Consider the following 5,697-nt stretch of genomic DNA (forward strand, 5'->3'; position numbering starts at 1 on the left):
ATCGCGCAGTTGAAACGCCTCCTGCATCCACTGCAGGCGGTTGAGCAGCGCCGCCTGGGTATTGCCGGCCCCCTTGGGCCGGCCGGTGGAGCCGGAGGTGTAGAGCACATAGGCCAGGTGTTCGCCGTGCAGCGCCGGGGTGGGCGCCTGCGCCGGCTGGTCCTGCCAGGCCGAGCGGTCGTCCAGTAGCAACTGGGGCACGCTAGTGGTTGGCAGCCGGGCCTGCAGGTGACTTTGGGTCAGCAGCAGCCGCACCTGGCTGTCTTCGAGCTGATAGGCCAGGCGTTCGGCAGGATGATCCGGGTCCAGCGGCACGTAGGCACCGCCGGCCTTGAGCACCGCCACCAGGGCCAGCACCAGCTCCACCGAGCGCTCGGCGGCCACCCCCACCAGGACGTCGGGGCCCACGCCCTGGGCGATCAGCCAGTGCGCCAGGCGGTTGGCCTCGGCGTCGAATTCGGCGTAGTCCAGGCGCCGCGCGCCCTGGACCACGGCCAGGGCCTGGGGGCTGCGCCGCGCCTGCTCGGCCAGCAGCGCCGGCAGCAACGGCGTCCGCGGATAGGCCACGGCGGTCTGGTTGCGCGCCTCGACCTGGGCCTGGCGTTCGCTGGCGTCCAACAGGCACAGCTCGCCCAGCGGCTGGTCGAGCAGCTCGGGCAGGTGTTGCAGCAGGCCGTCCAGTTGCCGGGCGAAACCCTGGACCTGGGGCGCGCTGAAATGGCTGAGGCGATAGTCGAACCTCAGCCTCAGGGTCTCGCCCTGGCCGACCATCAGGGTCAGCGGATAATGGTTGAGTTCGGCGGTGCGCACCCCGGAGAACCTCAGGGTGGCGGGTGCCTGGGCCAGGGCGGCGGCGATCGGATAGTTCTCGAAGACCAGCAGGGTGTCGAACAGACCGTCACTGCCCTGCCCCGCCCAGCGCTGGATGTCCTGCAAGGGCACCGGCTCGTGTTCGCGCAGCGCCAGGTTGAGTTCCTGCAGCGCCGGCAGCCAGTCGCCGAGCGGCTGGGCGGCCGGCGGGCTGACGATCAGCGGCAGGGTATTGATGAACAGCCCGAGCTGGCGCTGGATACCCGGCACCTCGGCTGGCCGGCCCGACAGCACCACGCCGCAGGCGACCGTCGCCTGACCGGTATGGCGCTGCAGCAACAGGGTCCAGGCAGCCTGCAGCAGGGTATTGAGGGTGACCTTGCGACTCCGGGCACAGGCCACCAGGGCCGCGGTGGCCGCGGCCGGCAGTTCCAGGCGCAGCTGGGCGACACCTACGGCCGCCAGCGTGGGCGCGCTGGCCGCCAGCCGGGTAGGCGCCGGCAGGCCGGCCAATTGCGCCCGCCAGAAGGCTTCCCCGGCGGCGGGTGCGTAGCCGGCGCGCCAGGCGCGGTAGGCCGCCAGCCCCTGGGGCGCGGCGGGCTGGCCGCCGCTGTACTGTTCGAGTACCTCGGCGAGCAGTTGGGCGTTGCTCCAGCCGTCCAGCAGCAGGTGGTGGTTGGTATAGATGAGGTGATGCTCGTCGTCGCCGCGACGTACCAATGTCAGCCGCAGCAGCGGCGCCTCAGCGAGGATGAAGCCGCGTTGGCGGTCGTCCTCGGCGAGTTGCTCCAGATCCGCCGCGCAGGTGGAGCGGTCGCGCCAGTCGAGCAGGGTCAGCGGCAGTTCCACCTGGCGGCGCTGGGCCTGTAGCGGCGTCTCGCGTCCTTCCCAGAAGAAGGCCGTGCGCAGACTGGCATGGCGCTCCAGGGCCGCTTGCCAGGCGGCGGTGAAGGCCGCTACGTCCAGCCCGCCGACGTCCAGGCGCAGCTGGTTGACGTAGGTGCCGTCGCCGGCCAGTAGCGCCTGGTAGAGCAGACCGAGCTGCAGCGGGCCGAGGGGCTCGACCCGCTCGAACAGCGCCGGGTCCAGTCCGGCCGCCACCACCGCCGCAAGGCCCTCTTCCTGGCTGGGCAGCGGCTGATCTGGCACCTGGGCCACTGGCTGCGCCGCCGCGGCCAGGGCGGCCAGCGTCTGGTGCTGGAACACCTGGCGTGGGGTCAGGCGCCAGCCGGCCTCGCGGGCCTGACTGACCACCTGGATGGAGACGATGGAGTCGCCGCCGCTTTCGAAGAAGTTGTCGTCCAGGCCGACCTGTTCCACCCCCAGCACCCGCTGCCAGATGGCGGCCAGGGCAACTTCCGCCGGTGTCTGTGGCAGGCGCAGGGCACGCCCCTGCCACTCCGGTTCGGGCAGCGCCTGGCGATCGAGCTTGCCGTTGGGCGTGCGTGGCAGGCGCGCCAGGGCCACCCATTGCGTCGGCACCATGTAGTCCGGCAAGCGCTCGGCGAGGGCCGCCTTGAGCGCCTGGCGCCGGGTATCGTCGACCACCGCCGCATCCACCCAGTAACCCACCAGGTGCTGCGCCTGGCCCTGGCGACGCACCACCACCGCGGCTTCGCGTACCCCCGGCAGGGCGTTGAGACAGGCTTCGATCTCGCCCAGCTCGATGCGCAGACCGCGGATCTTGACCTGCTGGTCCAGCCGCCCCAGGTAGTCGAGGCGACCGTCCGCTCGCCAGCGCGCCAGATCGCCGGTGCGATACAGGCGTGCCCCGGGCGGGCCGAAGGGATCGGCGACGAAGCGCTCGGCGGTCAGGCCGGGACGCCCCTGGTAGCCGCGGGCCAGGCCGGCGCCACCGATATAGAGCTCGCCAGCGGCGCCCAGGGGGACCGGATTGAGCGCCGCGTCCAGCACCCAGAGGCTGGTATTGGCCAGCGGCTGGCCGAGACTCGGCGGGCCCTCCGGCGTCACCGCACAGGCCGCCGACCAGATGGTGGTCTCGGTCGGCCCATAGAGATTCCACAGCGCCGTGCCCTGGCTGGCCAGGCGGTTAGCCAGTTCCTCCGGCAGGGCTTCGCCGCCGCAGAGCAGGCGACAGCCGTCGAGGCGAGCGAAATCCGGGTGCTCCAGCAGCAGGCGCCAGGTCGAGGGGGTCGCCTGGATCACGCTGACGCCCTGGCGCCGGATCTCGCCCAGCAGCAGTTCCGGATCGCGCGCCTGGAGGCGCGAGACCAGCACCACCCGCGCGCCCACCAGCAGCGGCAGATACAGCTCCAGGCCAGCGATGTCGAAGGACAGCGAGGTGAGACCGAGCAGGCGATCGCTCGCTGCCAGGCCCGGCGACCGCGCCATGCTGGCGAGGAAGTTGGCCAGCCCGCCGTGGCGTACCGCCACGCCCTTGGGCGTGCCGGTGGAGCCGGAGGTGTAGATGACGTAGGCGAGATCCTCGGCCCGTGGCGTCCACGCCAGGTCGGTGTCGGCCTGGTCGGCCAGCGCCGCGGCGTCGCGATCCAGGCAGCAGGTCGGCGTCGCCGTGGCCGGCAGTTCCTCCAGCAGCGACGCCTGGGTGAGCAGCAGCGCGGCCTGGCTGTCCTCCAGCATCAGGCGCAGCCGTTCAGCCGGGAATTCCGGGTCCAGCGGGACATAGGCGCCGCCGGCCTTGAGCACCGCCAGCAGCGCCACCAGCAACTCGGGGGTGCGCTCCAGGGCGACCCCGACCGCCACCTCCGGGCCCACGCCACGGGCGCGCAGCAGACGTGCCAGGCGGTTGGCCCGCTGATTGAGGGTGGCGTAATCCAGCGCCACGTCGCCAGCGACCACGGCGCTGGCCGTCGGCGTGCGCCGGACCTGGGCCTCGAAAGCCCGGGTAAGGGTCCAGTCGGGCAGCGGTGCGGCGGTGGCGTTCCAGGCCTGCAAGGCCGACCATTCGGCCGCCGGCAGTTCCGCCAGGTCGGCCAGCGCCCGCTGCGGCGCGCGGCAGGCGGCGCTCAGCAGGCGTCGTAGATGCTCCAGCAGGCGTTCGGCGGTGGCGGCCTCGAACAGGTCGGTGGCGTAGGCCAGCACCAGGCGCACGTCCGCGCCCTGCTCCTCGGTGGTGAGCATCAGGTCGAACTTGGCGATCTCGCCGTCTAGTTCCAGCGGCTCCAGCCGTAGTTCGCCAAGCGTAGCGGCCGGGGCCTGGCGTGCCAGGTGGTTGTAGGCCACCTGGAACAGGGGATTGTGCGCCAGGCTGCGCTCCGGACGGAGCGCATCCACCACCTGTTCGAAGGGCAGGTCCTGGTGATCCTGGGCAGCCAGCACGTTACGCCGGAGCGCGCCCAGCAGGTCGGCGAAGGATTGCCGGGGCGTCAGGTCGCTGTGCAGCACCTGGGTATTGACGAAGAGACCTACCACCTCGCGGGTTTCGCTGCGCGTGCGCCCGGCCACCGGGATGCCGACGCGGATGTCGCCCTGGCCGCTGAAGCGCGCCAGCACCGCCTTGAAGCCGGCCAGCAGCACCATGAACAGGCTGGCATCGGCGCCGCGCGCCAGTTCGCGCAGCGCCTTCACCTCGGCGGCGGTCAGGGTCAGCGTGCGGCTGGCACCCCGGTAGCTCTGCTGCGGCGGTCTCGGTCGATCGGTGGGCAGGGCCAGGGGGCGGTCGCCGTCGCCCAGGTGCTCACGCCAGAAGGCCAGTTGCCGCTCGCCCTCGCCTGCCGCCAACCACAGGGACTGCCAGCGCGCATGGTCGCTGTAGTCGATGGGGGGCGTCGCGAGCCGAGGCTCCGCGCCGGCGCTGTAGGCGGCGTAGAGGGTGGCGAAGTCCCGTTGCAGCAGGTCCAGGGACCAGCCATCGGCGATGATGTGGTGCACATTGATCAGCAGCAGGTGATCGTCGGCAGCCAGGCGCACCAGGGTCACCCGCAGCAGCGGCCCCTTGGCCAGGTCGAAGGGTTGCAGGGCGGCGGCCAGCAGGCGCTCGCGGGCTTCGCTCTCCCGCGCCGCGCCTTCCGGGGCCGTCAGCGACAGCTCCTGGAGGGCGACCTCGGCCGCCGGCCGGATGCGTTGCCAGACGGCGTTGCCATCCGTCTCGAACAGGGTCCTCAGACTGGGGTGCTGGCGCTCCAGGGCGGCGAAGGTGCGGGCGAGGGCCGCCCTGTCCAGGGAGCCGCGCAGGCGCAGGGCGCTGGGCAGGTTGTAGGCCGGGCTCTGGGGATCGAGCTGCCAGAGGAACCAGAGTCGGCGCTGGGCGGCCGACAAGGGCGCACAGGTCGTCGCCTGGCGCACGATGGGCAGCCGCTCCAGGCGTACGCCCTTCTGCCGCAACTGGCGCAGGAAGTCGAGTTGGCGCGCCTCGGGCAGCGCGGCGAGACGCTCGGCGATGGCGCGCAGTTGCGCGGCCGGCGTGGGCAGATCGGTCATTGCAGGTTCTCCAACTCGTCCAGCAGGTCGTCCATCAGGGCCAGCTCGTCGCGGGCCGCGGTGCCGGATTCGGTACTCAATTCAAGGGCGAGACGTTCCACCGTGGTGGCCTCGAACAACCGCTGGAACGGCAGTTCGACGCCCAGGCGCTCACGGATGGCCAGACCGATGCGGGTCAGCAGCAGGGAATGCCCGCCCAATTCGAAGAAGTCGTCGGTGACGCCGATGGGCGCGCTGGCGAAGACTTCCTCCCAGATCGCCACCAGGCGGGCTTCCAGCTCGGTACGGGGCGACTGATGCAGCCGCGGTTGCCAGCCGGGCTCCGGCAGGGCCTTGCGATCCAGTTTGCCGTTGGCCGACAGCGGCATGGCCTCCAGCACCAGCAGCTGCGCCGGCACCATGACGTCCGGCAGCGCCTCGCGCAGCCAGCCGCGCAGGTCCTCGACCTTGGCCGTGCCGGTGACGTAGCCCACCAGGTGCAGGCCG

At 71.8% G+C, this 5,697-nt stretch carries 2 protein-coding genes; both read right to left on the reverse strand.

Annotation, left to right across the window (positions count from 1 at the left end):
- A partial coding sequence (locus RND78_RS27395; RefSeq protein ID WP_312733352.1) for a non-ribosomal peptide synthetase occupies positions 1-5,211 on the reverse strand: 5,211 nt, incomplete at its 3' end.
- A partial coding sequence (locus RND78_RS27400; protein WP_312733354.1) for a phosphopantetheine-binding protein occupies positions 5,208-5,697 on the reverse strand: 490 nt, incomplete at its 5' end. The genes RND78_RS27395 and RND78_RS27400, both read right to left, overlap by 4 nt.

The sequence above is a fragment of the Pseudomonas oryzihabitans genome, assembly GCF_032027545.1.
Lineage (GTDB): Bacteria > Pseudomonadota > Gammaproteobacteria > Pseudomonadales > Pseudomonadaceae > Chryseomonas > Chryseomonas oryzihabitans_F.